The 24,622-nt window shown below is 67.6% G+C and carries 27 protein-coding genes and 1 tRNA gene; 16 read left to right on the forward strand and 12 right to left on the reverse strand.

Going from position 1 to position 24,622, the window contains the following annotated elements:
* Positions 1 to 167: 167 nt before the first annotated feature.
* Complete coding sequence (locus tag A8G15_RS31975; protein ID WP_245687950.1) at positions 168 to 320, reverse strand: hypothetical protein; 153 nt, start codon at positions 318 to 320, stop codon at positions 168 to 170.
* Between A8G15_RS31975 and A8G15_RS30780 the strand changes: the two genes are divergently transcribed.
* Together A8G15_RS30780 and A8G15_RS32250 are read left to right on the forward strand one after the other, a co-directional pair.
* The gene (locus A8G15_RS30780) at positions 264 to 503 is read left to right on the forward strand and encodes an alkyl sulfatase dimerization domain-containing protein (RefSeq protein WP_245687946.1); all 240 of its coding nucleotides are present in this window, start codon (positions 264 to 266) and stop codon (positions 501 to 503) included. The two genes, A8G15_RS31975 and A8G15_RS30780, sit on opposite strands and share 57 nt — an antisense overlap.
* Before the next feature lie 51 nt (positions 504 to 554).
* Positions 555 to 686, forward strand: a complete 132-nt coding sequence (locus tag A8G15_RS32250) for a hypothetical protein (protein ID WP_281180731.1) — start codon at positions 555 to 557, stop codon at positions 684 to 686.
* Here A8G15_RS32250 and A8G15_RS21575 read toward each other — a convergent pair.
* Positions 676 to 1,305, reverse strand: a complete 630-nt coding sequence (locus A8G15_RS21575; RefSeq protein WP_068164334.1) for a TetR/AcrR family transcriptional regulator — start codon at positions 1,303 to 1,305, stop codon at positions 676 to 678. The genes A8G15_RS32250 and A8G15_RS21575 overlap by 11 nt on opposite strands.
* A 252-nt stretch (positions 1,306 to 1,557) precedes the next feature.
* Here A8G15_RS21575 and A8G15_RS21580 point away from each other — a divergent pair, with 252 nt between their 5' ends.
* The 3 genes from A8G15_RS21580 to A8G15_RS21590 all read left to right on the forward strand — a co-directional run bounded on the left by A8G15_RS21580 (position 1,558) and on the right by A8G15_RS21590 (position 4,054).
* A complete protein-coding gene (locus tag A8G15_RS21580) occupies positions 1,558 to 2,493 on the forward strand; it encodes a metal-dependent hydrolase (protein WP_068164338.1) in 936 nt (311 codons plus the stop codon).
* Entirely contained in the window at positions 2,493 to 3,647 is a 1,155-nt protein-coding gene (locus A8G15_RS21585) for a hypothetical protein (protein WP_068164343.1), read from the forward strand. Before A8G15_RS21580 ends, A8G15_RS21585 begins: the two co-directional genes overlap by 1 nt.
* A gap of 104 nt (positions 3,648 to 3,751) precedes the next feature.
* Positions 3,752 to 4,054 carry a protease inhibitor I42 family protein gene (locus A8G15_RS21590; protein WP_068164344.1) on the forward strand — a complete coding sequence of 101 codons (303 nt, stop codon included), beginning with the start codon at positions 3,752 to 3,754 and terminating at the stop codon, positions 4,052 to 4,054.
* A gap of 43 nt (positions 4,055 to 4,097) precedes the next feature.
* On the opposite strand, the gene A8G15_RS21595 is transcribed toward A8G15_RS21590, so the two are convergent.
* The gene (locus tag A8G15_RS21595; protein ID WP_068164480.1) at positions 4,098 to 4,733 is read right to left on the reverse strand and encodes a superoxide dismutase family protein; all 636 of its coding nucleotides are present in this window, start codon (positions 4,731 to 4,733) and stop codon (positions 4,098 to 4,100) included.
* A 115-nt stretch (positions 4,734 to 4,848) separates the two neighbouring features.
* Complete coding sequence (gene polA / locus A8G15_RS21600) at positions 4,849 to 7,572, reverse strand: DNA polymerase I (RefSeq protein WP_068164347.1); 2,724 nt, start codon at positions 7,570 to 7,572, stop codon at positions 4,849 to 4,851.
* A gap of 429 nt (positions 7,573 to 8,001) precedes the next feature.
* On the opposite strand from polA, the gene A8G15_RS21605 reads away from it, so the two are divergent.
* The 5 genes from A8G15_RS21605 to A8G15_RS21625 all read left to right on the forward strand — a co-directional run bounded on the left by A8G15_RS21605 (position 8,002) and on the right by A8G15_RS21625 (position 12,700).
* The gene (locus A8G15_RS21605; protein WP_068164350.1) at positions 8,002 to 8,331 is read left to right on the forward strand and encodes a metal-sensitive transcriptional regulator; all 330 of its coding nucleotides are present in this window, start codon (positions 8,002 to 8,004) and stop codon (positions 8,329 to 8,331) included.
* 178 nt (positions 8,332 to 8,509) lie between these two features.
* Entirely contained in the window at positions 8,510 to 9,853 is a 1,344-nt protein-coding gene (locus tag A8G15_RS21610) for a branched-chain amino acid ABC transporter permease (RefSeq protein ID WP_068164352.1), read from the forward strand.
* Between the two features lie 3 nt (positions 9,854 to 9,856).
* Complete coding sequence (locus A8G15_RS21615) at positions 9,857 to 10,846, forward strand: branched-chain amino acid ABC transporter permease (RefSeq protein WP_068164354.1); 990 nt, start codon at positions 9,857 to 9,859, stop codon at positions 10,844 to 10,846.
* Positions 10,839 to 11,873, forward strand: coding sequence for an ABC transporter ATP-binding protein (locus tag A8G15_RS21620; protein ID WP_068164356.1), 1,035 nt, complete (start codon positions 10,839 to 10,841; stop codon positions 11,871 to 11,873). The genes A8G15_RS21615 and A8G15_RS21620 overlap by 8 nt, the downstream gene beginning before the upstream one ends.
* A gap of 35 nt (positions 11,874 to 11,908) precedes the next feature.
* On the forward strand, positions 11,909 to 12,700 hold the full coding sequence (locus A8G15_RS21625) for an ABC transporter ATP-binding protein (protein ID WP_068164359.1): 792 nt from the start codon (positions 11,909 to 11,911) through the stop codon (positions 12,698 to 12,700).
* Positions 12,701 to 12,765: 65 nt separating this feature from the next.
* Here the strand turns inward: A8G15_RS21625 and A8G15_RS21630 are convergent, their stop codons facing one another.
* Both A8G15_RS21630 and A8G15_RS21635 read right to left on the reverse strand, forming a co-directional pair.
* The gene (locus A8G15_RS21630) at positions 12,766 to 14,088 is read right to left on the reverse strand and encodes an ABC transporter substrate-binding protein (RefSeq protein ID WP_068164362.1); all 1,323 of its coding nucleotides are present in this window, start codon (positions 14,086 to 14,088) and stop codon (positions 12,766 to 12,768) included.
* Between the two features lie 164 nt (positions 14,089 to 14,252).
* Positions 14,253 to 14,867 carry an ANTAR domain-containing response regulator gene (locus tag A8G15_RS21635; protein ID WP_068164365.1) on the reverse strand — a complete coding sequence of 205 codons (615 nt, stop codon included), beginning with the start codon at positions 14,865 to 14,867 and terminating at the stop codon, positions 14,253 to 14,255.
* 120 nt (positions 14,868 to 14,987) lie between these two features.
* On the opposite strand from A8G15_RS21635, the gene A8G15_RS21640 reads away from it, so the two are divergent.
* The 5 genes from A8G15_RS21640 to A8G15_RS21655 all read left to right on the forward strand — a co-directional run bounded on the left by A8G15_RS21640 (position 14,988) and on the right by A8G15_RS21655 (position 18,104).
* Positions 14,988 to 15,061, forward strand: a tRNA-Leu gene (locus A8G15_RS21640).
* A 62-nt stretch (positions 15,062 to 15,123) separates the two neighbouring features.
* Positions 15,124 to 15,255: a hypothetical protein gene (locus A8G15_RS32255; protein WP_281180732.1), complete on the forward strand. Its 132-nt coding sequence runs from the start codon at positions 15,124 to 15,126 to the stop codon at positions 15,253 to 15,255.
* Between the two features lie 325 nt (positions 15,256 to 15,580).
* Positions 15,581 to 16,249, forward strand: a complete 669-nt coding sequence (locus A8G15_RS21645; RefSeq protein WP_068164483.1) for an excalibur calcium-binding domain-containing protein — start codon at positions 15,581 to 15,583, stop codon at positions 16,247 to 16,249.
* Between the two features lie 209 nt (positions 16,250 to 16,458).
* Complete coding sequence (locus A8G15_RS21650) at positions 16,459 to 16,989, forward strand: hypothetical protein (protein ID WP_068164369.1); 531 nt, start codon at positions 16,459 to 16,461, stop codon at positions 16,987 to 16,989.
* A gap of 113 nt (positions 16,990 to 17,102) precedes the next feature.
* Positions 17,103 to 18,104 carry an ERCC4 domain-containing protein gene (locus A8G15_RS21655; protein WP_425415115.1) on the forward strand — a complete coding sequence of 334 codons (1,002 nt, stop codon included), beginning with the start codon at positions 17,103 to 17,105 and terminating at the stop codon, positions 18,102 to 18,104.
* 66 nt (positions 18,105 to 18,170) lie between these two features.
* Here the strand turns inward: A8G15_RS21655 and A8G15_RS21660 are convergent, their stop codons facing one another.
* Positions 18,171 to 18,719 carry a TetR/AcrR family transcriptional regulator gene (locus A8G15_RS21660; RefSeq protein ID WP_342671591.1) on the reverse strand — a complete coding sequence of 183 codons (549 nt, stop codon included), beginning with the start codon at positions 18,717 to 18,719 and terminating at the stop codon, positions 18,171 to 18,173.
* A gap of 37 nt (positions 18,720 to 18,756) precedes the next feature.
* Here A8G15_RS21660 and A8G15_RS21665 point away from each other — a divergent pair, with 37 nt between their 5' ends.
* Entirely contained in the window at positions 18,757 to 19,470 is a 714-nt protein-coding gene (locus tag A8G15_RS21665; RefSeq protein WP_068164376.1) for a lysophospholipid acyltransferase family protein, read from the forward strand.
* 52 nt (positions 19,471 to 19,522) lie between these two features.
* Here the strand turns inward: A8G15_RS21665 and A8G15_RS30785 are convergent, their stop codons facing one another.
* The 5 genes from A8G15_RS30785 to A8G15_RS21685 form a co-directional block, all read right to left on the reverse strand.
* Positions 19,523 to 19,717 carry a hypothetical protein gene (locus tag A8G15_RS30785; RefSeq protein WP_156665510.1) on the reverse strand — a complete coding sequence of 65 codons (195 nt, stop codon included), beginning with the start codon at positions 19,715 to 19,717 and terminating at the stop codon, positions 19,523 to 19,525.
* Positions 19,718 to 20,025: 308 nt separating this feature from the next.
* Positions 20,026 to 21,828: an ABC transporter ATP-binding protein/permease gene (locus tag A8G15_RS21670; RefSeq protein WP_068164378.1), complete on the reverse strand. Its 1,803-nt coding sequence runs from the start codon at positions 21,826 to 21,828 to the stop codon at positions 20,026 to 20,028.
* A gap of 107 nt (positions 21,829 to 21,935) precedes the next feature.
* The gene (locus A8G15_RS32385) at positions 21,936 to 22,910 is read right to left on the reverse strand and encodes an ion channel (protein ID WP_082900071.1); all 975 of its coding nucleotides are present in this window, start codon (positions 22,908 to 22,910) and stop codon (positions 21,936 to 21,938) included.
* Positions 22,911 to 23,174: 264 nt separating this feature from the next.
* A complete protein-coding gene (locus A8G15_RS21680; RefSeq protein ID WP_068164381.1) occupies positions 23,175 to 23,510 on the reverse strand; it encodes a TfoX/Sxy family protein in 336 nt (111 codons plus the stop codon).
* Between the two features lie 3 nt (positions 23,511 to 23,513).
* A complete protein-coding gene (locus A8G15_RS21685) occupies positions 23,514 to 24,557 on the reverse strand; it encodes an isopenicillin N synthase family dioxygenase (RefSeq protein WP_068164383.1) in 1,044 nt (347 codons plus the stop codon).
* Positions 24,558 to 24,622 lie beyond the last annotated feature (65 nt).

Raw genomic sequence — 24,622 nt, forward strand, 5'->3', positions numbered from 1 at the left:
CCCGGGACTTACCCCCGTCGTGCCCCTGGGACGGAGCGGGCCCCGCGTTCTCGACACGCCACCAGCGTGCCGGTTCGCGCGGGGCGCGGTGGCGGATCGCGGGGCCGATTCATCCTCGGCGGTGAGGCGGGAACCGATCGACTCCGGGAGGGTGGAAGCACGCCGAATCACACCGACGCCGACGGCCGGGTGGTCTGGGACATGGACGCGTAGCGGCTCCTCGACACCGAGGGCGCGGACAGGTGCACCCGGGCCTGGCGAAGGTGCGCGAGTACGCGGACCCGGGCGATCTGCGGTTCGCGGCCGAACTCGGCAGCCATGCGGTGTTCGCGGACCCGGCCGGCACCGCCGCCCGGGTACGGCTGGCGGTCGTCCTCGAACGGCTCGGTTACGGCTCGAGAACGCCACGTGGCGCAACTGCTTCCTGGTCGGTGCGCACGAGTTGCGCCACGGGAAGTTCCACACCCCGTTCGAGCAGGGCGCCGGGCTCGCCCCGGCGATGAGCCTCACCCAGCTGTTCGACACCGTCTCGCTGCGAATCGTCGGCCCCCGGCGTGGGACGAAAAGCTGTCCGCGCCACCGGTTCCCTGGACGGACTGCAGACCCGCGGCGACACGACGGTATGGGCCCGGATCCTCGAGCCGACCGATCGGCCCGACCTCGACTTCGACGTCGTCACGCCGTAGGCCGGGACACCGCCGTGCGCGGCTGGGCCAGGATCGCGGATCCGACCCAGCGGCGCAGGTACCGGCGCATCTCCTCGTCGCTGCGAGGCGGATGACCCGGGGAGACGAAGAACGACTGCATGGTGCGCAGCAGGTATTCGACGAGCTCGTGCAGCGATGCCTCGTCGTATCCGTAACTCTCCCAATCGACGTCGAAGCGCCGGATCATCGTCATGCCGAACAGCTGCGCCTCGTCGGACGTGATGCGGTCGGGGTCGGCGTTCGAGTACGAGTTGGACAGCAGGATCCCCAGGTGCGGCGTGCGCCGGACCTCGGTGAGCGTGTAGAGCACCGCTTCCGTCATCGCCTCGGCCGGGTCCTCGAGGCCCCGGATCTGCTCGGCGAGACGATCGAGGAACCCTGCGACGGAGGCGATCGCGGCGGCCTGCATCAGCGCGTCGGCGCTCGGAAAATAGCGGTACACCGTCTGCCGGATGACGCCGAGCGCCTCGGCGACGTCGGCGATGCTGATCGCCGCGCCGGTGCGCCCGATGAGGTCGACGGCGGCGGCGACGATCCGTTCGGACGCTTCCGCGTCGCTGCCCGGGGGACTTCCACCCCACCCACGCCTGCCTGCCACTGACTGCTTCCTCGGTCGAGCGAGTCCGGGGATCGACGTGCGCCGGAGAGTGCGCGGGACCACGCGGACGGGGTGTCGACGTTAGCACGGACCGGGCCGCGGAGCCGGGTCGCCGAGACCCGCGAAAGTAATCATACAAGTTCCTGAGTCTGTGTATGATCTGGATCACCGTGCCTCGTCGTGTCCGGACGAGACCGCGCCCGCAGCCCCACTTCCGAACGACTCCGCTTTTCGAAAGACGAGGTATCGCAAGTGACCGATCTACAAGTCCGCAAGATGCGTTTCGGGTTCGAGAACCAGGACGTACCGTTCCTGTGGAACGAGGCGAACCCGGCGTTCTCGAGCATGGCCAACGCGGTCTCGTTCCTCGCGGTCGGGTTCGAGAAGATGATCGTCCAGATGATCACCGAGGCGAAGCCGCTGATCACCGATCCCGGGGTCGCTGCCGAAGCCGACGCTTTCATGCGTCAGGAAGGCCAGCACTCGACCGCCCACCGCCAGCACGTCAAGGCGCTGATCGACCGGTATCCGGGCCTGCAGGAAACCCTCGACGATGTGATCGGCGCCTTCGACAAGCTCACCGCCGAGACGTCGCTGCACTACCGGCTGGCCTACACCGCCGACCTCGAAGCCACCTTCACCCCGGTGTTCAAGCTGATGCTCGACAACGACTCGACGCTGTTCGCTCCGGGCGACGACCGGGTCGCGTCGCTGTTCATCTGGCACTTCGTGGAGGAGGTCGAGCATCGCAGCTCAGCGCTGATCATCTTCGACTCCATCGTCGGCAGCGACCTGTACCGGATGCGCATGGCTCCCTCGGTGTTCCGGCACGTGCTGAAGGTCATCCGGATCGCCAGCGAGGGCTTCAACAAGCACGTCCCGGTCGAGGACCGGAAGATCGACGCGATGGCGATGTTCGCCTGGTACCGCCGCCGGCAGACCTTCCGCAGACTGATGCCGACGTTGACCGCCGACTACAACGGCCCGATGACCCGGGCGTTCGACCATCTGCCGCTCGGTGAACAGCTCACCGCCCTCGGCGGTGTCGTCCGCAGCCAGATGCCCAAGCACAATCCGGATCACGAGAAGCTGCCGGAGCTGGCCGGGGTGTGGTTCGAACGTTTCGAATCCGGATACGACGTCACCAACTGGTACACCGCCGGCGCGAAGGCGCAGGGGGCCAACTGATGTCGGACCTGTGTTCCCCCACCTTCGAGGATCTCGCGGGCCGGCTCGGTTTCTCGTGTGAGGAAGCCGGTGGTCTCGTCGAGTTCCGCAGTCCCCTGGCGCTGGAGAACTGGACACTGCCGGTCCTCGAGGTCACCATCGTCGTCGGCGCGATCCTCGCCCTGATCTTCGCGATCGTGCGGCTCCGCCGCCAGGGCGACCCGACGAACCTGGTGCTGTGGCTCGGCGCGACCGCGTACCTGTTCGTCATCGAACCGCCGCTGTATTTCCCGGCCGCGTTCGGCATCGAGGAACACGTGGACACGATGTTCGCGCACAACGTGTTCACGGTCGACTTCATGTGGGGCCGGCTGCCGCTGTACATCGTCGCGATCTATCCGCTGATGGCGACCCTCGCGTTCGAGGTCGTCCGGATGCTCGGCGTGTTCACCCGCTACGGGGTGCTGATCGGCGCCGCCTGCGTGGGCTTCGTGCACCACGCGTTCTACGAGATCTTCGATCACCTCGGCCCGCAACTGCGGTGGTGGGAGTGGTCGCTCGACAACCCGATCAACCAGCCGTTCTTCGAGTCGGTGCCTGTTCCCAGCGTCGTGGTGTTCGCGGCGTTGTGGCCGATGTCGCTGGCGTTGTGCGTGCAGTTCTTCGTCGGCCGGCACGTCGACGCGGGCCGGCACTTCTCCGGTGTGGAACTGACCTGGCGCACGGTGGTGATCGGCCTGCTCGCGTCGGTCGGCACGTTCGTGCTGCCCCTGCCGGCCACCGTTCTGGGCATGGGCAGCGACACTGTGCGCGGCGCGGTGTACCTGGCCGAACTGGCGGTCCTCTCGGTCGTCGCGGTAGTCGCCCTCGTGCGGCGGTGGCGGGACCTACGCGGCGCGGACGCGTCCGTGGAACGCCACACCAACCGGTTCGTGCAGGTCTACAGCCTGGTGTACCTGGGCGTGATGGCACTGCTGTGGATCGCCGCGCTGCCGGCCTTCTTCGGCGCGGTCGACGGCCTCACCGAGAACGGCGACCCGATCGGCAGCCTCTGGTACACCCTGGCATGCTTCGTCGTCGCGATCGCCTGTGTGGCCGCCACGTTCACCGTGGGCCCCCGCACCGGCGCCGGTCCGGTGAACGCGGGCCGATCGACGGAGACCTCCGCCGTGTGAGGTGCGCGCGGCCCGAGGCGCGACCTTCATCGCATTTCCTCGCCGAGCGGCCGCCGGGTTCCCAACACAGTGATGCCGGTCACGTTCGCAACTACACTGACTTCATGAAACATGTCGTCACCTCGGACGCCCGCGACGTGACCGTCGCCGCGGGCGACATCGTCGAGTTGCACCTGATGGAGCGGTCCACCTCGGGGTCCACATGGTTCACCGATCGCATCGGTGACGGTCTCGTGTGGACCAATCTGCGCTACCTGCCCTCGAACAACCCGCTGCCGGGCGGTGGCGCCGAACGGATCATGACGCTCCGCGCGAAGCGGGCCGGATCGTGGCCGGTGTCGCTGCGGCTGCGGCCGGGCCGGCACGCGACCGTGAACGAGTACGAACTGCTCGTCAAGGTCACGTGAGGTACCCGATCCAGGGCCGGTGACGGCGCCGTGAGAACGAGGATCAGAAGTCCTCGTCGATGCAGGCCAGCCGGTCACCGGCGGTGCCGGCCACACCGGGCCCCGTCATGGTGTGTTGTGCGTGGATGACGACGGATTCGGCTGCGTCGTCGCGGAACTCCCAGTCGACGGTGGTCGAGGCGCGCGCATCGCCGTTGTCGTCGGTGGTGATGTCGAGCCACACTTCGTTCTGCGGATTCGCATAGGCGGGGTCCGTCGACGGTGACTCGGGTGTCGCGGCAGGATCGGGGTCGTTCTGGTAGTGCGGTCCCGAATCGGCCGGTTGCGGGCCGCACGCCCGGGTGTGCACGTGGGCGCCGAAGTCCCGGTTGGGGGCCAGGCCGGTGACGGAGAGCGTGACGGTCGTGCGCCCGTTGTCCTCCTCGGTTTCGACGTCGACGGTCGATCCGACCGGCACCGCCGTTTGGTCGTAGGTGAACGCATCGGTCTCGGTGGTGCCGGGCACGCCGAAGGCGTCTCCGGTCATGCCCGATGCCGGGTTCGGCAGGGTCGTGGTGTCCGTGCGTTCGGTGGTCGCGGGCGCCGATTCGACCGTGGTCCCGTCGTCGTTGCCGCAGCCGGCTACGACCAGCACCGTGAGACACGCGCCGGATACGAGGAGGGTGGTTCGTGGTTTCATACCGGGCGCATACCCGGTCCGTGCCGGTTCGGAACCCCGGCGGATCGCACGGCCGGTGAACACCGAATCGCCCGGCACCGCACGCGCGGGACCGGGCGATTCTCCCTCGGACGGTTCAGTGCGCAGCCGCGTCCCAGCTGCGCCCGTATCCGACGGACACCTCGAGCGGGACCGACAACTCGATCGCGGAATCCATCTTCGCGCGGACCAGGGCCTCCACCTGTTCGCGTTCGCTCTCGGTCACCTCGAGCACGAGTTCGTCGTGCACCTGCAGCAGCATCCGCGAACTCAGCCCGGCTTCGCGCAACGCCTTCTGCACGTCGATCATCGCGACCTTGATGATGTCGGCAGCCGTGCCCTGGATCGGCGCGTTGAGCGCGGCGCGCTCGGCGACCTCGCGGCGCTGACGGTTGTCGCTGGTCAGGTCCGGCAGGTAACGGCGTCGCCCGTACAGCGTCGAGGTGTAGCCGACCTTCCGCGCATCCTCGACGACGTTGTGCAGGTAGTCGCGCACCCCACCGAATCGGGTGAAGTACGCCTCCATCTGCTCCTTCGCCTCGTCCGTGGAGATCTTGAGCTGCTGCGCGAGACCGTAGGCGCTGAGCCCGTAGGCCAGGCCGTACGACATCGCCTTGACGCGGCGGCGCAGTTCGGGAGTGACCTCCTCGATCGGTACACCGAACGCGCGGGCCCCGACGAAGCTGTGGAGGTCCTCGCCGGTGTTGAAGGCTTCGATCAGCCCGGCGTCGCCGGACAGGTGCGCCATGATCCGCATCTCGATCTGGCTGTAGTCCGCGGTCAGCAGCAGATCGAAACCGGGGCCGACGACGAAGCCGTCGCGGATGTGCCGACCGGCGTCGGTGCGGACCGGGATGTTCTGCAGGTTCGGCTCGGTCGAGGACAACCGGCCGGTCGCGGCTACGGTCTGGTTGAACGTGGTGTGGATACGGCCGTCGTCGGCGATCGACTTGATGAGCCCGTCCACGGTGGTTTTCATCTTGGTGGACTCGCGGTGCGCCAGCAGGTGTTCGAGGAACGGATGGCCGGTCTTGTCGAACAGGTTCTGCAGGGCGTCGGCATCGGTGGTGTAGCCGGTCTTCGTCTTCTTCGTCTTCGGCATGTCGAGCTCGTCGAACAGCACCACCTGCAGCTGTTTCGGCGATCCCAGGTTGATCTGCTTGCCGATGACCTCGTACGCGGCATTCGCCGCGGTGGCGACATCGGCCGCGAACCCGGACTGCAGGTCGTGCAGGTGGTCGGCGTTCACGGCGATACCGGCGGCCTCGAGGTCGGCGAGCACACCGAGCAGGGGCAATTCCATGTCGGCCAGCAGTGCGGTCGACTCGATGTCCTGCAGTTCGCCGTCGAGGGCTTCGGCCAGGTCGACGACGGCCCGCGCCCGCAGGATCGCGTTCTCGGCGGCCTTCGCGTCGGCGGCGTCGTTGTCGTCGAGCAACGACAACTGCTGCTCGCCGCTCTCCTCGACACGCAGTTCCCGCTTCAGGTACCGCAAGGAGAGGTCGTCGAGGTTGAAGCTGCGCTGCCCGGGCCGCACCAGGTACGCGGCGAGCGCCGTGTCGCTGGTGACACCCGCGAGCGTCCAGCCGCGCCCGCGCAACGCGTGCATCGCCGACTTCGCCTCGTGCAGCGCCTTCGGGGTGCCGGGGTCCGCGAGCCAGGCGGCCAGCGCGGCGTCGTCCTCGGGGGTGAGGGTCGCGGTGGAAACGTATGCTCCCTCCCCGTCGGCCGCGGCGATCGCCAGCGCGGTCGCGTCGCCAGCGTAGGGGGTGCCGAGGCCGACGACGGACAGCCCGTGCCGCACGCCGGCGACGGCGTGTTCGGCGAGCCAGGCCGCGAGCGCACCGGGCTCGAGTGCGCCGCCGCGCACCTCGAATCCCTCCTCGGCCTCGGGTTCGGCGGACGCGAGCGTCGCGAACAGCCGGTCGCGCAACACCTTGAACTCGAGATCGTCGAACAGGCGGTGGATGCGGTCGCGGTCCCAGGGCGCGAGTTCGAGCTGGGCCGGGGTGAACGGCAGTGGCACGTCGCGGACCATCTCGGTCAGGCGCCGGTTCATGAGCACGTTGCCGATGTTCGTGCGCAGGGCATCGCCGGTCTTGCCGCGCACCTCGTCCACGCGGTCGACGAGGGCATTCAGGTCGCCGAATTCGCGGATCCACTTGGCGGCGGTCTTCTCGCCCACGCCGGGGATTCCGGGCAGGTTGTCGCTCGGGTCGCCGCGCAGCGCCGCGAAGTCGGGGTACTGGGCCGGGGTCAGCCCGTACTTCTCCTCGACCGCGTCGGGGGTGAAACGGGTCAGGTCCGACACTCCGCGCTTCGGGTAGAGCACGGTGACCTCGTCGGTGACGAGCTGCAGCGAGTCCCGGTCACCGGTGACCACGAGCACCCGGTAGCCCAGCGCGGTGGCCTGGGTGGTGAGGGTGGCGATGATGTCGTCTGCCTCGAATCCGGCCTCGGCCATCACGCAGATCCCGAGAGCGCCGAGGACGTCCTTGGTGATCTCGATCTGGCCCTTGAACTCGTCGGGCGCGGAGCTGCGCTGCGCCTTGTACTCGGGGTACATCTCGGCGCGGAAGGTCTGCCGGCTGACGTCGAATGCGGCCGCCACGTGAGTGGGCTGCTCGTCGCGCAGCAGATTGATGAGCATGGAGGTGAAGCCGTACACCGCGTTCGTGGTCAGGCCGCTCTGCGTCTTGAAGTTCTCCGCGGGCAGCGCGTAGAAGGCGCGGAAGGCCAGGGAGTGGCCGTCCAGCAACAGCAGGGTCGGACGGTCGCCGCTCGTGGCGGCGGGAGCAGACGAGGTGGATGCACGAGTCACGGGAGCCAGTCTAGGGACCGGCCCCGACAGCCCGTGCAGCGATCGACGAGCGGGCCGATCGCGCGCGGGGCCTACCGGCACCGGTCTCGATCGGGTCCGTCGTCGGTGATGAACAGATCGAGTTCGTACGTTGTCACCGGGCGCTCAGGCGAACATCCGGAGACCACAGCGACGTGGTGTCCTCGACATCCAGGTCGAACCACCGCACGCGCCCGTTGCCCAGGCGATCGGCCGGGTCGACAGACCGCATCCCAGATCGACCACCGTGCCGTCCGGATGCTCGCGCAGGAAGTCGCGCACGTACCCGTCGAAAATCGACGCCCGCCGAACCGATCCGGCCGACGACGGCCCCCGGAACCTGGCGTGCCTGATTCCCGAGCCGGATGTCACATACTCGCTCAATACCCCCTAGGGGTATATAATGCGGATATGGCCGACACCCCTGCTGCAGCACCCCAGTCCGAGACCTGCCACACCGGTCACGGCTACATGGGAGACAAGAGCCGATACCTCGCCCGCCTCAAGCGGATCGAGGGCCAGGCGCGCGGAATCCATCGGATGGTGGACGAGGAACAATACTGCATCGACATCCTCACCCAGATCTCCGCACTCACCAAGGCCCTCGAAGGTGTCGCGCTGGGACTGCTCGACGACCACCTCAAGCACTGCGTCCTCGACGCGGCCCGGCAGGGCGGCGACGACGCGGAGGTCAAGCTCAAGGAAGCATCCGACGCGATCGCCCGCCTCGTCCGCTCCTGAGGCCCTACGACATACGCCGTATTCGATTGCGGGACGACGAAACCCAACCGAAACGACGCGGAAATCCCAGAGCCCCGTGCAACGCGACGACAGCCGCTAGAGTCCGGTTCCACGGCGCCGGTCCCCCGGCGCCGTGCCCGACCACCACCACGCGCGCGGGAGGACCCGAGTGGCCCGAATGGTCAGACCCGGACGAGGATCTCCGCCGCCACGACGGCTCGCCCGAACGCTGCTGCTCCTGTTCGTCCTCGCCGCGAGTCTGTCCGGCCTCGGCAGTGCCTCCGCGCAGGAACCGACGGCACCGCCCGAACCCCCCACGACGGCGCCCCCCGGCGAACCCGCGGCGGGCGTTCCGGTGGGCGGCAGCCTCAACAACGGCGGCGAACGACTGGCCGGGGTCACCGTTCGCGCCCTGGACACCTCCGGGAACGCTGTCGCCGAGACCGTCTCCGGGGACGGCGGCCGGTGGGAGCTGACTCTGCCCCCGGGCAGCTACACCTTCGAAGTGGACACCGAGACGCTGCCGGACGACGTCAGCGTGCAGTCGACGGTGGAGCGGAACGTGACCGCCGGACGCTCGAACGTGGTGATCTTCTCCTTCGGCGAGGCCCGATCCGGTACCGACATCGCCACCGGTGAGAAGATTCTCCGCACCGTGGTCGACGGCTTGCGCTTCGGCCTGATCATCGCGATCGCCGGCGTCGGATTGAGCCTGATCTTCGGGACCACCGGTTTGACGAACTTCGCTCACGGCGAGCTGGTGACACTCGGCGCGGTCGCCGCGTGGGTGTTCAACGTCAGCTTCGGTATCCAGCTCATCCCGGCGACGATCCTGGCCGTGATCGCCGGGATCGCCATCGGCCTGCTCAACGACGGATTGATCTGGGCGCCGCTGCGCCGACGCCGCACCGGCCTGATCGCGCAGCTCGTCGTGTCGATCGGGGTGGCGATCGCGCTGAGGTACCTCATCCTCATCTTCTTCTCCGATCGCACCGAGGCATTCGCCGACTACCAGGGGCAACAACAGCTCGAATGGGGTCCGCTGGCGATCACCCCGATCAACCTCGCCTGCATCCTCGTCAGCCTCGTCGTGCTGATCGGCATCGCACTGCTGCTGCAGCGCACCCGGATCGGCAAGGCGATGCGCGCGGTCGCGGACAACCGGGATCTGGCCGCCTCCTCCGGCATCGACGTCGAGCGGGTCGTGCGTTTCGTCTGGGCGCTCGGGGGCGCGCTCGCCGCACTCGGCGGCGTGCTCTACGCACTGTCCGAACTCGGTGGTCGCGTGCAATGGGAGATGGGTTTCAAGCTGCTGCTGCTGATGTTCGCCGGCATCACCCTCGGCGGTCTCGGCACCGCCTACGGCGCCCTGCTCGGGTGCGTGATCGTCGGGCTCGTCGTCCAGCTGTCCACCCTGGTGATCAGCCCGGACCTGAAATACATCGGTGGTCTGCTGATCCTCATCGTGATCCTGGTGATCCGACCGCAGGGCATCCTCGGCAGCCGAGCAAGGATCGGGTGAGCCATGGACCTCGTTGCCGTACTCCAGGTTTCGTTCGCCCAGCTCATCGGGCCCTCCGCGATCTTCTACGCCCTGCTCGCGATCGGACTGAACCTGCATTTCGGCTATGCGGGCCTGCTGAACTTCGGTCAGATCGGGTTCGCGCTGCTCGGCGGGTACGGGGTCGGGATCATGACGGTCACCTACGACCAGCCGCTGTGGCTCGGCATCCTCGTCGGTCTCGGCGCGGCCGCATTGCTGGCGCTCGTACTCGGCATCCCGACGCTGCGTCTGCGCGCCGACTACCTCGCCATCGTGACGATCGCGGCCTCCGAGATCCTCCGGCTGGTGTTCCGCTCCACTGCCTCGGATCCGATCACCGGCTCCACCAACGGCCTCTACGGATTCGCCGGACCGTTCACCGAGCTGAGCCCCTTCGACTCGGGCCGCCAGTACTCGATTCTCGGGATGCGCTTCTACGGCGACGACCTGTGGGCGATGCTCGTCGGCTGGACGCTGGTGCTGGTGCTCTGCGGTTTCGTGTACCTGCTCAGCCACAGCCCCTGGGGGCGAGTGCTCCAGGCGGTCCGGGAGGACGAGGACGCCGCCCGCTCGCTCGGCAAGAACGTCTTCGTCTACAAGATGCAGGCACTGGTGCTCGGTGGTGTCATCGGCGGCCTCGGCGGTGTCTTCAACGCCCTGCAGACCAAGTCGATCAACCCCGACTTCTACTCGACGGCGCAGACGTTCTTCGCGTTCGGCGCGTTGATCCTCGGCGGTGCCGCGACGGTGTTCGGCCCGGTCCTGGGTGCCATGCTGTTCTGGTTCCTGCTCACCGTCCCCGATGCGCTGCTGCGTCAGGCCATCGCCGGCCCCGACCCACTCCTGCCGCTCACCGAGCAGCAGGTCGGCGCCATGCGTTTCGTCCTGCTCGGAGTGCTCATCGCGGTGTTGATGGTGTTCCGGCCACAGGGCATCCTGGGAAACAAGCGGGAGGTACAGCTCGATGCGTGACGTCACCGATCGATCGCCGGTCGACGCGACCGCCCGCGCCGCGCTGTTCTCCGCCATATCGCAGGAACCCGGTGTGGCCAAACCCGACCCGGTGCTGGTCGTGGATGGTGTCTCCCGTGCGTTCGGCGGCCTCAAGGCCGTCGACGTCGCACACCTCGAGATTCAGCGCGGGTGTATCACCGGGCTGATCGGACCCAACGGCGCCGGCAAGACCACCCTGTTCAACCTGCTCACCGGCTTCGACCGCCCGGACAGCGGCAGCTGGAGCATGAACGGTGTCCGCCTCGGCCGGATGCATCCGCATCGCGTCGCCCGGCACGGCATGGTTCGCACCTTCCAGCTCACCAAGGCGTTGTCGAAGATGACCGTCCTCGACAACGTGCGGCTCGGTGCCACCGGGCAACGCGGCGAACGGATCACCGGTGCGCTGCTGCCGTGGACGTGGAAGTCGCAGGAACGCGAGATCACCGAACGCGCGCGCGAGCTGCTGGCGCGTTTCGCCCTCGACGCCAAAGCCGAAGACCTGGCCGGCTCGCTGTCCGGCGGTCAGCGCAAATTGCTCGAGATGGCCCGGGCCTTGATGACCGACCCCGAGGTGGTCATGCTCGACGAACCGATGGCCGGAGTGAATCCGGCGCTCACCCAGAGTCTGCTCGGCCACATCAAATCGCTGCGCGACGACGGCATGACGGTCGTGTTCGTCGAACACGACATGGACGTCATCCGCGAGGTTTCCGACTGGGTGGTGGTCATGGCACAGGGCTCGGTGATCGCCGAGGCACCCCCCGAGGCATTGTCCGGCAACAGCACCGTCGTCGACGCCTACCTCGGCAGCCATCACGACCAGGCACTCGAGTTCGACGACGAGGGCAATCCCGTCGGTGCGACCGCAACGCTAGCCGAGGCGCTCGAGGAGGCCGTCGTCGCGACTCTCGAGACGGGTGGTGACCTGTCCGAACCGGACGCGGCGGTTCTCGCCGACCTGCCCGACGCCCCCGATGCAGACACCGAGGAGAAGCGGCCGTGACCGAGAAGCCCTCCCCCGCAACACCCGGCGCCGGGATGACCGCCGCCGAACTGGCCGCGACCCCGCAGGAACACAGCCGGCTCGCCCGGGGAGCCCTTCTGCGAGCCGACGACCTGGTCGCCGGGTACTTCCCGGGCGTGGACATCCTGCGCGGCTGCAACTTCTTCCTGAGGGAAGGGGAGATCGTCGGCATCATCGGGCCGAACGGTGCCGGGAAGTCGACACTGCTCAAGGCGCTGTTCGGACTGATCCCGATCCGACAGGGCGAGGTCGCGCTGCGGGGCGAGCCGGTCGCGGCCGCGCCCGCGCACGTGCTGGTGCGCAAGGGACTCGGCTATGTGCCGCAGACCCGCAACGTCTTCCCGTCGCTGACGATCGAGGAGAACCTCGAGATGGGAATCTACTTGCGTCCCAAGCAGTTCACGGAACGATTCGCGGTCGTGTCGGAGTTGTTCCCGTTGCTCGCCGAGCGCCGGAAAGTCAAGGCCGGTGCGTTGTCCGGCGGTGAACGGCAGATGGTCGCGATGGGTCGCGCGCTGATGATGGATCCGTCGGTGCTGCTGCTCGACGAGCCGTCGGCAGGACTGTCCCCGATGTTCCAGGACGAGGTCTTCATCCGCTGTAAGAAGATCAACGCCACCGGGGTCTCGATCATCATGGTCGAGCAGAATGCCCGTCGCTGCCTGCAGATCTGCGACCGCGGCTACGTCCTCGACCAGGGTCGCAACGCCTACACCGACACCGGAACGAACCTCATGCACGATCCGAAGGTCATCGAACTCTATCTGGGCACGCTCGCGGGCAGCCAGGAGAGAAAGCGGTCCTGAATCACCCCCGACGACGAGTGGGGCCGGGAATCGCGCGATTCCCGGCCCACTCTGCGGCCGCTCGATCATCCTCCGACGACGATGAACCCTTCGGTGGTGAGCTTGTTGTCCGGACCGAACAGCAGATTGCCGTAGGACCCGATGCTGGGCTCACCCGCCGCGGCGAAGCTCAGTTCACCGGTGATGCCGTCGTAGTCGATGTTCTCCCCGGCACGCAGCAGATCCAGGCATTGCTGGTAGCTGGTGCACTTCGTGCCGTCCTCGGTGACGTCGTTGATGTTCGCGGCGATGTCGATTCCGGCGGTCGATCCCGCCTGCTCGGCGGCGAGCGCGGAGATCACCACGGCGTCATAGGATTCACCGGCATAGTTGAAATCGATCAGGCCCGGATCGAGGGCCGTCAACCTGCTCTGGAATTCGGGACCGACATCGGTGAGCGGCGTGGTTCCGCGCATCCCGGCCACCAGCCCGGGCGCGACGTTCGTACCCAGTTCGTTGCCCATGTTGCCGTCCACGCCGTACACGTGCATGCCGTCGGACGGGCCGATGCCGACCTCGTGCATGCGGGTGATGATCTTCGCGGATTCCTCGAAACCGATGAGCGCCACCGCATCCGGTGCGAAGTCCTTGATCTGGTCGACCTCGGCGTTGAACGACTGCGCGTTCGGATCGTAGATGATCTTCTGGATCTGGTCCTCGGGGATGCCCGCCTCGACGAGATTGTCGACCGTGTTCGCGGCCAGTCCCGTGCCGTACGGATCGTTGAGGGCGATCACCGACACCCGCTGGGCGCCGTCGTCGGCGATGAGCTGCGAAAGCGCCTGTGCCTGCAGGACATCGGTGGGCGCGGTCCGGAAGTACATGCCCTTGTCCGCGTAGCAGACGAACTGGTCGGAGGTGTTCGCCGGCGAGAACATCACCACGCCGGCGCTGGCGATCTTGTCCAGCACCTTCAGCGACACCGAGGACGACGCAGCACCCACGATCACCTGGGTTCCGGCAGCGAGTTCACGGTCGACGGTGGCGTTCGCGGTGTCCGTGGTGGTGTCGCCGGAGTCGCCGGTGACCAGTTCGACCGGCTGACCGAGCACACCTCCGGCCGCGTTGACGTCGTTGACGCCGAGGCGGGTGCCTGCGGCGGTCGGCGGTCCCATGAACGACAGGCTGCCCGTTTCCGGCAGCAACGTGCCGATCCGCAGGGGCGTGGTGACCGGGGTTGCCCCGGCCGTCGCCTGGTCGGGTTCGCAGTCGGTGGTGACCGTGGTCGTGTCGCCGGACGCGTCCGCGGCGGTGTCCGAGGAGGAATCGCTGTCCGAACTGCAGCCGGCGAGTGCGAGAGACGCTGCTCCCAAGAGCGCAGCGGCACGGACGAGTGCCCGTCTTGCCATCCAACTCTCCTTCTGTCGACCTCAACGCATTCCGGTGGATTCACCGGGTCGTGGCTCGAAACATAACCGTCGGAGAGACGCTGCGAACCGCGCCGAAATCGTTGTGATCCGACCGTTATGTAGCGGGAAGAAGAATTGATGTGGCCGTAACGACCGGGCGGGGCTCAGCCCGCGGACTCCGAGCCGAGTGTGTCGATGACGACCTCCGCGACCTGCTTCATCGTGGTCCGCCGATCCATCGCCGCACGCTGGATCCAGCGGAACGCCTCGGGCTCGGTCATCGCGTGCGCCTCCATCAGCATGCCCTTGGCGCGGTCGACGAGCTTGCGGACCTCGAACCGCTCGCTGAGCCCTGCGATCTCCTTCTCGAGCTCGCGGATCTCGGCGAAACGGCTGGCGGCCACCTCGATCGCGGGAACCAGGTCCGACTTCGAGAACGGCTTGACCAGATATGCCATCGCACCGGCGTCACGGGCACGCTCGACGAGGTCGCGCTGACTGAACGCTGTGAGAATCACCACGGGCGCGATCCGGCGCTCGGCGATCTCGGACGCGGCGTCGATTCCGTCGCGGCGGGGCATCTTCACGTCCATGATCACGAGGTCCGGTTTCAGCTCGGCCGCGAGCTCGACGGCACGCTGCCCGTCGCCGGCCTCCCCGACGACGTCGTATCCCTCTTCGCGGAGCATCTCGACAAGATCGAGCCTGATCAGCGCCTCGTCCTCGGCGACCACGACCCGGCGGGGCGCGGTGGAGTTCTCGTGCGGGGCGGCTGTCATCGTCGGCCTTCTCCTTTGTCACTCGCGTCTCTCGCGTCGCCCCGGGGTCGAAGGCGATCGATAGAAGGGTACCGGTGTTTGACCGTTCCGCCCGATCCCTTACAGTGGTCTCCGCACGACGCCCCCGTATCCCAATTGGCAGAGGAAACGGATTCAAAACCCGTCCAGTGTGAGTTCGAGTCTCACCGGGGGCACCGCCACTGACCTGCGAGGGGTTCACTCTCCCAACCCGTTCCGGACCGGCTGAGCGTCGAGCATGCAGCAAACGGCCGATGGACGCGATCAGATCTCCTCCTGCAACTCCGCCGGGATCTGCGCGGGCGGGCAGGTCCTGCAGCACCTGCACGTCGAAGTGGCCGACGTCGCTGCGCTTGTCGAGGATCGGTGATCGGGCCGATGTGGTCGGCGCCGCCGGCGTGCGCCCGATCTCGTGGGCGTGCAGTTGGGGACGCGGATCGCGAGGCTGCCGAGGACGAATTGTGTCGACGCCGGACCGCGCCGGTAGCCGGTCTCCTGCCGCACTATCGTGCGGTCGCACAGCAGCACTTTCTCGGTCACGATCGGGCGCCCACCCGGCATGCCGTGGCGATGCGTGCAGGCGACGAACTGTGGGTGCCGCCGAAGGGTTGCGCGTGACGGGGAGGTCACGCTGTAACGAGTCGTGTGACATGGCCGACCTTCGTGTGACCGCACATAAAGAACGGACCGTGTTCATGAATCCACCCCCCGGATGGCATCCCGACCCCTACGACCCCACCCTTCAGCGGTGGTGGGACGGGCAGCAGTGGACCGCGCAGACCCAACCTGCCGGCGCCGCCGATCCCACCCTCGCGTTCGCGCCGATCGGAGGTCCGACCGATCCCGGAACCCCGGCAGACGGCGAATCCCCTCGGAAGAGGAAGAAGTGGCCGTGGATCGCCGGTGCCGCTGTCGTCGGGGTGGTGGGGATCAGCGTGCTCAATCAGGATCCTTCGAAGCCGGAGGCGGAGTCGACCGTCGTCTCCTCGACGACCGTCGCTGCGACGACCACGACAGCGACGCGGACCACGACGCAGGTTCCCCGCACCACCACCACAACCGCTCCGGCAGTGGTTCCATTGGTGCCGCAGTACGAGGACACGACCACAGCCTCCGAAACGGTTCAGGTGCCGACGACGACGGCCGCCCGGATCCCGCTGACGACGGAGCCGGTGTACGTGCCGCCGACCACTACGAAGCCTGCGCCGGTCTACACCCCGCCGCCTGATGTCGAGTCCCCGTCGGGTGTCACCTACAAGAACTGCGACGCAGTGCGTGCCGCCAACGCGGACCCGATTCGTGTGGGTGATCCCGGCTATGCCCGGCACCTCGACAAGGACGGCGACGGTGTGGGCTGCGAGTAGCCGTATTCCTCCCCAGGGCGCCCGCCTACTCGGCGGGTGGGATCACGACGACGCATCCCTCGAAACTGAGTTCGAGCCGGCTCCCATGATCCCGTTGCCGTCGAACGACTTCCGCGACACGTCCACACGAAACCGGGACGAATCGGCACAAACCCGATAGGAAGGGACGGTTGGGGATCACATTTCGACGACGCGGAAGGAAAAGATTCATGGGTAGACGAACGATCCGACGCACGGGTGCGTCGATCCTGGCCGCCGCCGGCGTTGCCACTGCACTGGTCGTCGGGGGCGGGGGCGTCGCCAACGCGGCGACATCGACGACGATGACCTGCGGAAGCGCGAACCCGCTGCCGTGGGCGCCTGCATTCACCTGGACGATCAGGGCGGGTTCCGGTGAATCGCTGCCGCCGAACGGGGATGCGCTCGTGCCGTCACTACTGCTCAGCGGTGGTAACGAACTGCCTGCACCGCCTCCGGGACTCTTCCCGAGCATCGGCCCCAACTGGTACGGCACGCAGGTTCTCGTCGACTGGCACAACAACACCACCGGAGAATCCGGGCGTTCGGTGAGCGATCAGGCCGCCTGGCAGCAGAAGCCCGGCATCCCGATCAACCGGACGTTCACGGGAGTCGGGAACGTGGACTTCACGGTGACCACCCAGACCGGCGGCGGTTGGTGGTTCGTCAACACACAGAATGCAGTGTGCAAGGGCAACATCGATATCGTGCCCGGTCGCTGATTCGACGACCGTTCGCGGGCGGGGGCACCCGGCGTGACCTCGCCCGCGACCCGCTTCGCACATACCAGGGCGAGTCGGGAACGGTGACCGAGCGGACGGAAGGAGAACCGAGGATCGTGGACCTGGTGATCGCCCGCAACCCGGATCAGGGTTCGAGCCTGCCGTTCCTGTTACGACTACCGATCGAGGGCGGACTCGTATTTCGTACCTCCGGCACCTGGCCGCGCACCAAAGCGCTGTTCTGCTATCCGGTTCCGGCCGACGAGTGGCCCACCGACCCTGATGTCGTCGAGCGCGTCGCCCTGCGCTCGTGTGTACGACGGGGCGCCGCAATCGATCTCGTCCTTGACCGGAGCCGCGAGAGCCGCTCCCAGATCGTGTTCACCAAAGCGCGTGGTCGCGACATAGTGTTCTGGCAGTCGCCGCGCACCCGAAAGCAGGCACGTCCCCAGGTGCGCACCCCCACGGCCCGCGCCGCAGGGCTCGCCGAACTGACCATCATCGTCGATTCCCACGAGCGCTACGCCTACAAGTTTCCCGGCCGGCAGATCACCACCGTCACCCGGCCGTTGACGTGCGGCGATTACGGCCTCGTTGACGAGGATCGCCTGGTCGCCTCAGTGGAGCGCAAGTCGCTGTCCGATCTGGTCTCGAGTCTCACCAACGGCACACTGCGGTTCGCGATGGCGGAGCTGGCTGCCATTCCCCGCGCCGCGGTGGTCGTCGAGGACCGCTACTCATCCGTGTTCAAGGGCGGGTGGGTTCGTCCCGCAGTCGTTGCCGACGGGCTCGCCGAACTACAGGTCCGCTATCCGAATGTGCCGATCGTGTTCTGTGAGACCCGCGCGCTCGCCGAGGAGTGGACGTATCGCTTTCTCGCGGCCTCGCACCAGTGGGTCGAGGACGACGCCGCCGCGCGCGAACGCATGATTCCGAATCCGTCCGCGGGGGCAACGAACCTCGTCGAGACAGGCCCGGGGCCGACGGAACCCACGACCGCCCAGGTCCGGGCATGGGCGCGCGCCACGGGGGTTGCAGTACCCGACCGAGGCAAGTTGCGCCCGGAAGTCTGGGCCGCGTGGCGCGAAGCGCACCCCGGCTCGGGCGACGTCTGACCGCCGCGACGGCGAACACACCGCGAACGGCTCCGGTGGACCCGGAGATCGTTCCGGGCCGACAGGTCAGCGGAGACTGTCACGCACGACGCGTTCGATCAATGCGCTGTCGTCCACGCCGGGCGCGGCCAGTTCGAGTGATCCGGTCGACGACAGCACGGCGATGCCGTGGAGCCCGGTCCACAGCGCGGCCGCAGACGCCTCCGGCTCGCGTCCGTCGCCCACGCGCGACACCAACTCGACGAGCCAGCCGAACAAAGGACGCGACACGGTGCGAAGTTCCGCTCCCGATCCGACGAGCAGGTCGTGGCGGAAGATCAGCGCGAACATCGCGGGCCGGCGCCGAGCGAAGTCGACGTAGGCCACGGCTGCCGCGAGCACGTCGTTTCCGTCCCGTCCGGCGGCGGTGACGACGACCTCGGACAGGTCCTGCAAGCCCGCCTCGGCGATCGCGGCGAGCAGGCTGCGGTGGGTGGGGAACCAGCGGCGCGGTGCGCCGTGGGAGACGCCGGCCCGCCTCGCGATCTCCCGTAGCCCGATGTCGGGGTCGCCGGTTTCCTCGAGCAGGTCGATCCCCGCGTGCACCAATGCTGTTCTCGTGTCCCGCTCAGTCACGTAGACAGTGTCTCCCATCCTCGTGTAGACAGTGTCTATGCGTCCGCCGAACACGTCCCCGTGGAACGACCTCGCCTACCGGCTCTGTCGCCACATCCTCATCGGACCGGCCCTCTATGCGCTGGGCCGACCCCGGATCCGGGGACGGCACCACATCCCGCGCCGCGGGCCGGTGGTCATGGCCGCGAACCATCTCGCCGTCCTCGATTCCTTCTATCTCACCCTCGCCGCGCGCCGGCCGGTCACCTTCCTCGCCAAGAGCGAGTACTTCGACCGGGGCGGTGTGTCCGGCCGCCTCCGGCGGCGATTCCTCTCCGCGCTGGGTCAGGTCCCGGTCGACCGGCGCGGCGGCGCGGCGGCATCACCGGCACTCGAGGCCGCGGCCGCGATCGTCGAGAACGGCGGCGTGTGGGGAATCCACCCGGAGGGCACGCGCTCCCCCGACGGCCGTCTGTACCGGGGTCGGACCGGCGCGGTGCGGGTCGCGATGGCGACCGGCACTCCCCTCGTTCCGGTCGCGATCACCGGAACCGTTCCCGATCCCACCGTTCCGTGGTGGCGCCGACGGGTTGTCGTCGACATCCTCGAACCCCTCGACCTTTCGCCGTTCCGCGAGCGCGGTGCGAACGGTGTCCGTGCGGCAACCGACGCGCTCATGCTCGCGATCGCCCGCAGTACGGGTCAACAGTACGTGGACGAGTACGCACGTTCGTGGTCCGCTCCGCACGACGGAAACACGAAAGCAGCGTGACTGCAACGGATTTCGAACAGCGGCAATCGCGACCCCCTCGTCGCCGGCGCGCCTAGATCATGACCTCCGCGAGCAGGACGCAGGCGACGGTCACGATCCCCACGACCAGACCGACGATCAGGGATGCGGTGAGGACACCGACGGGCACAGCGGAGACGACCGACGCGGCCCCGACGGTTCCGGCCACGTGACGGCCACGGGAAATCTGCCGCTCGGCCGGCGGCACATGATTCTGAGCAGTGGTCATTGAGCCTGCTTTCGACGCTGAACAATCTTCGACGGCCGCCCACCCGACCCCTCGGCGGCACCCCTGTGTGCCGCCCGACACTCGTAGGGTGGACATTGCGATTGCCGAATCCTCTGTCCTGCTTACAGAGTCGGCGTCCACCCCGAGTACCCCTGCGTACGCGAGCCGTTGAACCCCGATGTCTGGGCTGCGCGAACACCTCCACCTTATCCGCTGTGACACACATCTCGCAATTGAATTGTGATCCGGTACAGCATTCTGAGTCTTTGGTCCCCAAAAGGAGATCTGTTCGCAACCGGCGGATTCGGTCAGCGCACGCGGTCGGTGATCGCCCACCGTCCACCGCCGCGGAGTTCGAGGACGCGATCGTGGAAACCGTCGAGGGTGCTCCGGTGGCCGACGCTCACGATCACCGATTCGGGTAGCGCCTCGCGCAGCGTGCGATACAGCGAATTCTCGAGCCCTTCGTCGACGGCTGCGGTCGCTTCGTCGAGGAACACGATCGCCGGTTCCGAGAGCAGGATCCGCGCGAAGCCGAGGCGTTGCTGCTCCCCCGGCGACAGGATCCGAGTCCAGTCCGCCGTCTCGTCCAGCCGGTCGGCGAGGTGCCCCAGCTGAACCCGCTCGAGAACACCTCGCAACGCGGCGTCGTCCCCGCCCGAGGCGGCGGCACCGTCGGGGTCGGGATAGGTCAGCGCTTCCCGCAACGTGCCCAGCGGCATGTACGGTTGCTGGGAGAGGAACAGCGCGATACCCGAAGGCCGCGCGACCGTGCCGTCCGCGTACGGCCACAGGCCCGCGACGGTGCGGAGCAGCGTCGTCTTCCCGCTGCCCGACGCGCCGCGAACCAGGAGCGCCTCCCCCGGTTCGACGTTCAGAGACAGATCGGTGACGAGCGGCGCCCCGGCGGGCGTGCCGACGGACAGACCGTTCAGGTCGAGCCGGTCGCCGTGTTCGGTGGCGTCGAGCGTGGGCAGCTTCGCGGACCGGTCGGTCGTGTCGAGCAGCCCGTTGAGTCGGATCGTGGTGGCACGGAATGCCGCGAAGTCGTCGTAGGACTCGCGGAAGAACGACAGGGAGTCGTGCACCTGTCCGAACGCGTTGCCGGTCTGCATCACGTCGCCGAGCGTGACCTGCCCGGCGAACATCCGTGGCCCCTGGATGAGGAACGGGAAGATGATCGCGAGTTGATTGACGGCGAGGTTGAAGCCGCTGAACTTCAGGGTCCGGAACACCAGTCGCCACCAGTTCCGGATGACCGCCGCGAATTTCGCCAGGAGCCCACCACGCTCGACGGGCTCACCACGGTAGAAGGCGATGGACTCTCCGTACTCGCGCACCCGGACCAGCGCGTAGCGGTAGGTGGCGCTCAGTTTCTCGTTGAGGAAGTTCAACCGGATCAGGGGACGGCCGATCCAGAACGCGACCGCTGTGGTGACCAGGACGTAGATGAACACGAGAAACACCATGACGCGCGGGATTTCGACGCCGAGAATCACCATCGGACCGGACAGGTCCCACAGGATGCCGGTGAAGCTCACGATCGACAGCACCGCGTTGACCGCTCCCATCGACAGGACACGGGTCGTGGTGACGAAGTCCGTGATGTCGACCTGGATCCGCTGATCCGGGTTGTCGACCGGATCGTCGACGAACCGCTCGCGGTAGTAGGCGCCGGAATCGAGCCACCGGTCCACGAGCCGTTCGTTGAGATGGGTGCGCCAGCGGATGTCGAGGGTCTGCCCGAGCAGATAGACGACGAGGGCGCGCAGCACGTGCACTGTCGCGAGCACCGCGAAGATCCGCATGAATCGCCAGAACGCGGGCTCGTCGAGATTCTGGATCGCGGTGTAGAAGTCGTTGTACCAGTACGAGAACAGTACGTTCATCCGCACCGCGAACACCGTCAGCAGCAATACCAGCCCGGCGAGTCCGAGACCGCCGACGCCGGTGCGCGGGTCGAAGTACGACGAGGCGATGCGCCACCATTGGCTGCCCCAGCGGGTGAAGCGGATCAGCGCCGTGATCACCGCGACGGAGACGACGACCGTGATTGCGTAGGCCTTCACCGTCCACAGAGCGCTGTCGACGACGACCGTTGACCACTCCATTTCAGGACCCTCGTTTCATCGACGATCGCTGGTATCGGACAAGGATCACCCCGCTTCCGCGTGTGGACATGCGGAATCCGAGAATTCTCCGGTGTCGGGCGGACCGGTCAGTCGTCGCGGCGATGACGTCGGCGCCACTGCACGGCGGCGGTGACGAGCCGGAGACCGAGCGCGATGAAGATCAGATTGAGGACCATCTGGACCGAGACCACCACTCGCGCAGCCTGTCCGACCGGGACGATGTCGCCGAATCCGACGGTCGCGAACACGGTCAGGCAGAAGTAGAGGGCATCGATCCGCGAGAGCTCCTCGTCGAAGCTGCCGGGGTTGACCACCGACATCCGGTAGAACACCGTCGCGAACAGCACGAGATAGAACGCGACGACGGTGGTGAGCGCCTCGATCGCCTGGGCCGCCGGATACTCGGCGGCCATGATCTTGCGGATCTGCCACCACCCCAACACGACCACGATGGCGATCCCGGCAAACAGTGTCAGCGCACCGGAGATGTCGCCGACGTGATCGAGCGGGATCAGGAAGTAGACGACCAGCAGCACCACCGCGATCAACGACGGGCGCGCCAAGGCCGACACGACCAGCCGGCGTCGGTCCCGGCGCGACAGGTTGCCGGGCAGTCCCGATTCCTTGTCCCCCGGGCTCGCCGGTCCCGTCGGTTCGGCCATGGCGCCACCTGTTCTCCGTGAGCGTGGGTGCCGGGCAGGCAACGGATTCAGAGTAGGTGAGACCCGGGCGCCGGGTGGCCGTGTCGGCGCAACCACCCGGCTCGGCAACTGACGAGTACCGAGCGGGACGCTCTCACCTACGCCGCCCACTCCTCGCTGAGTGTGCGATGGTCGAGCAGCCACGACATGTGCCTGCTCGTTCTCGAGGAACCCACCCCAGACGCCGGCGTCCATCACGAAGTAGTGGGCCCTGTCCCCGGGCCGCCGGACGCGGCGCACGAATCCGCGCGCGACGAGTTTGTGGGTGTAGGTGGACACCGAACCGCGGCTGGTGCCGAGCGCGTCGGCGAGTTGCTCCGCGGACACTCCGTCCGTTTCGCGTGCACTCACACCGCTCATGCGGCCGTTGTTCCAATCGCCGCGCGCGATCCCGCCGGGGTGGGGTCACGGGTCCCCACGACTCGGGGAGTCGGTGCCCGCTCGACGTTCGGGTCCGTGTCCCGCCGGCAGGGTTCCGGCAGACCGGCAATCCCGGCTCCACTGGCCGAACCGAATGGCCGACGCCTGGTCGTGCGTGGCTTTGGTGGCATCTGCTACCGGAATCGTGCACGACGGAGTCCACGCCACCGCCCCCGCGGCGTCGTATCCGAGCAGGCCGGACCGTCAACTCTTCGACGGAAGCGAACGAGCGAATTCGACACCTCGGGTGACCCACTCGCGCAGGTGTGCATCGTCCGCGATGTGTGCAGCGGTTACCCGCACCCAGCCCGCCATGTCGCGATCGCCCATCAGCGCCCGCCGGACCGCGATGTCGTCGACGAGCCGATCGCGCAGTTCGGGTCCGACCCGCACGAGCAGGCCCCCGTCACCGCCGGCTGCGACGGCCATGTTGCCGTCCACCAGAAAGGACAGACCGCCGAACATCTTGCGTTCGGTGACCGCCGGCCCGGGTTCGATGAGGTCCCGGATGCGGCCGGCCAATTCCTCGTCGTATGCCATGACTCACAGTGTGGACCCGCGGTCCGACAGCACCGGCGAGTTCGACAGCTCCGCGTGGTACCGCTCGGTCACGTTCGGGTGGGCGCGCAGCCGCGACTTGAGCGCATTGAGCCCGTACACCGAATGCAGGGTTCCGCCGTGTTCGTCGGTGCCGACACCGCGTGCCGCGGCGGCGAGTTCGGAGGGAAGCGGAACGGTCGGCAGCGCCTGGTCGAGCCCGGGGTTGAGGAAGAACGGCAGCGAGATGCGGTCGGTGCCGGGTGCCGGCGGCAGCACCCGGTGTGCGGTGGCCTCCAGGTAGCCTCCGGTGGCCAGCTCGAGCAGTTCCCCGATGTTGACGATGAAGCAGCCGGGCTGCGGCGCCACGTCGATCCAGGTGCCCTCGTGTTCGACCTGGAATCCGGTGCTGCCGGGTTCCGGATACAGCAGGGTGAGGACTCCGACGTCCTTGTGGCTGCCGACGCCCTGCCCGGTGACCGACCGGTCGTGGCCTGGATAGCGGGCGATCTTGAGCAGCGGATCGGGATCGGCGAACGCGTCGTCGAAGAACCCCGCGGGTGCACCGAGCGATTCGGCCCATGCGCGGAGCAGCACGATCCCGACCTCCTGGCACCGTTCGATCCACTGCAACGCCAGGTCGCGCAACTCGGGAATCTGCGCGGGCCACAGGTTGGGTCCGTGCAGCACCTCCCAGGGCTTCGCGGAATCGATCGCGGCGACGGCGGCGCGTTCGGGACCGATGTCGATCTGTTCGCGCCAGTCGACGTAGCCCTGGGTCCGTTCCCCGCCGATGCGGGTGTAGCCGCGGAACTGCGGGGAGTGCGAGTTCTCGATCCCGAGTTTCGCGGCGTCCGGGAGCGCGAAGAATCGACGGGCAGCGGCGAGCAGATCACCGGCGAGCACCGGGTCGATTCCGTGGCCCGCCAGGTGGAAGAACCCGATCTCGTGGGTGACGGTGCGCAACAGGGTGAGCAGCTCCGCGCGGGCCCGCGGACCTCGGTTCAGCTCCGTGAGGTCGACGACGGGCAGCGTGGTGGTGGCCGACATGGTGCTTCCTTTCCGGCAGGCCGAATGTGCGCGGCCCCCGCTGTCGGCAACAGCGCGCGGCCCTC

The sequence above is a fragment of the Rhodococcus phenolicus genome (genome assembly GCF_001646785.1).
Classification (GTDB): Bacteria; Actinomycetota; Actinomycetes; order Mycobacteriales; family Mycobacteriaceae; genus Rhodococcus; species Rhodococcus phenolicus.